The 2,500-nt window shown below is 50.9% G+C and carries 2 tRNA genes and 2 rRNA genes (1 of these 4 cut by a window edge); all 4 read right to left on the bottom strand.

The window, feature by feature from the left end:
- Nucleotides 1–217, bottom strand: a 23S ribosomal RNA gene (locus tag HCU67_RS16485); it reaches 2,584 nt to the left of the window's first position.
- Between the two features lie 188 nt (nt 218–405).
- Nucleotides 406–479 (bottom strand) — tRNA-Ala (locus HCU67_RS16480).
- A 140-nt stretch (nt 480–619) separates the two neighbouring features.
- Nucleotides 620–693: transfer RNA gene (locus HCU67_RS16475), tRNA-Ile, on the bottom strand.
- Between the two features lie 113 nt (nt 694–806).
- Nucleotides 807–2,326, bottom strand: a 16S ribosomal RNA gene (locus HCU67_RS16470).
- Together the 16S and 23S rRNA genes with 2 tRNA genes alongside form the textbook arrangement of a ribosomal RNA operon.
- Between the last annotated feature and the right edge of the window lie 174 nt (nt 2,327–2,500).

Here is a 2,500-nt window from a genome sequence, read left to right as displayed (position 1 = left end):
TTGTTTTCTCCTCCTCCGCCTACTTAGATGTTTCAGTTCAGCGGGTTCGCTTTCCGATAAATCGGAATGACATGCCTTCAACATGCCGGGTTGCCCCATTCGGACATCCGCGGATCAACTCTCGTGTGCAGATCCCCGCGGCTTTTCGCAGCTTACCACGTCCTTCATCGCCTCTGGGAGCCTAGGCATCCCCCATGCGCCCTTCTCTTGCTTGTTCGCACTTGTACCAGCAGGTACAGTGCCCCTCGTAATCCTTATATATTACTTAAATAAAAATGTATTCTATCTTACTACAAGTTTCTTCTCTCTATTCATAATCCATAACTCTCGTTACGGATTTGCTTTCCAATATGTCAATGAACTTTAGCTTGAAACCATAAGCTTAAGGCTTAAAGCTTCAACTCGTGGAGAATATCGGAGTCGAACCGATGACCTCCTGCGTGCAAGGCAGGCGCTCTAGCCAGCTGAGCTAATTCCCCGTTTTTAGTGCTCAGTTAACAGTTATTAGTTAACAGTCTCAAAACGGCTCACCATAACGTGGTAACTCAACCTCTAAAATTTCCTATTCAATATTTCTTAAAGAACTTCGTACCCCGTATTCCATACTTGGCACCTCTCGTAGTCTCAGGCAGACTCGAACTGCCGACCTCTACATTATCAGTGTAGCGCTCTAACCAGCTGAGCTATGAGACTGTCTTGGCCTTTTGTAACCAACATTATTTTTATATGACATATGGTACGACAGCGTAGGCAACAAGGTTTCAGACCAACCCCTTGGGTCGGAAGGCCTGGGCCTTCTTCTCTAGAAAGGAGGTGTTCCAGCCGCACCTTCCGGTACGGCTACCTTGTTACGACTTAGCCCTAGTTACCGATTTTGCCCTAGGCCGCTCCTTACGGTGACGGACTTCAGGCACTCCCAGCTTCCATGGCTTGACGGGCGGTGTGTACAAGGCCCGGGAACGTATTCACCGCATCATGGCTGATATGCGATTACTAGCGATTCCAGCTTCACGGGGTCGAGTTGCAGACCCCGATCCGAACTGTGACCGGCTTTGTAGATCCGCGCCCCCTTGCGGGGTGGCTTCCCTCTGTACCGGCCATTGTAGCACGTGTGTGGCCCAGGACGTAAGGGCCGTGATGATTTGACGTCGTCCCCACCTTCCTCTCGGTTTGCACCGGCAGTCCCGTTAGAGTCCCCATCTTTACATGCTGGCAACTAACGGCAGGGGTTGCGCTCGTTATAGGACTTAACCTGACACCTCACGGCACGAGCTGACGACAACCATGCAGCACCTTGCAGGCGGTCCGAAGAAAGGGGCGTCTCTGCCCCATGCAGCCTGCATTTAAGCCCTGGTAAGGTTCCTCGCGTATCATCGAATTAAACCACATGCTCCACCGCTTGTGCGGGCCCCCGTCAATTCCTTTGAGTTTCATTCTTGCGAACGTACTCCCCAGGTGGGATACTTATCACTTTCGCTTGGCCACGGAACCGAAGTCCCACAGCTAGTATCCATCGTTTACGGCGTGGACTACCGGGGTATCTAATCCCGTTCGCTCCCCACGCTTTCGTCCATCAGCGTCAGTATATAGTTGGCCACCTGCCTTCGCGATAGGTGTTCTATGTGATATCTATGCATTTCACCGCTACACCACATGTTCCGGCAACCCCACTATAACTCAAGACCTACAGTATCAAAGGCAGTCCCACGGTTGAGCCGTGGCCTTTCACCTCTGACTTATAGGCCCGCCTACGGACCCTTTAAACCCAATGATTCCGGATAACGCTCGGACCCTCCGTATTACCGCGGCTGCTGGCACGGAGTTAGCCGGTCCTTATTCGTACGGTACCGTCAGCTACTTACACGTAAGTAGGTTTCTTCCCGTAAAAAAGCAGTTTACAACCCATAGGGCAGTCATCCTGCACGCGGCATGGCTGGATCAGTCTCCCGACCATTGTCCAATATTCCTCACTGCTGCCTCCCGTAGGAGTCTGGTCCGTGTCTCAGTACCAGTGTGGGGGATCCCCCTCTCAGGGCCCCTAACCATCGTTGCCTTGGTAAGCCGTTACCTTACCAACTAGCTAATGGTACGCATCGCCATCCCATTCCGATAAATCTTTAATCCAAATACCATGCGGTATAAGGATGCTATGGGGCATTAATCCACGTTTCCATGGGCTATTCCCTTGAATGGGGCAGGTTCGATACGCGTTCCGCACCCGTGCGCCGGTCGTCATCTGGTGCAAGCACCAATGTTACCCCTCGACTTGCATGTGTTAGGCCTGCCGCTAGCGTTCATCCTGAGCCAGGATCAAACTCTCCATCGTATAATCTTAAATAACTATCCGACCCAGAGCGCTCCCGAACCCAAAGTAATTAATCTAAAATCCTCATTGATTCTACGCTGTCGTATTCCAATATGTCAATATGAACTTTTTTATTCTTCCAAAAGACAAAAAAAGCAGGCTTCAAAACCCGTTTTTCCCCTCTTTCAACACCTC

Source organism: Croceivirga thetidis (assembly GCF_012272815.1).
In the GTDB taxonomy this organism is placed as follows: Bacteria; Bacteroidota; Bacteroidia; order Flavobacteriales; family Flavobacteriaceae; genus Croceivirga; species Croceivirga thetidis.
Note: the sequence above shows the minus strand (reverse complement) of the source record. Positions and strands in the feature narration are given on the sequence as shown.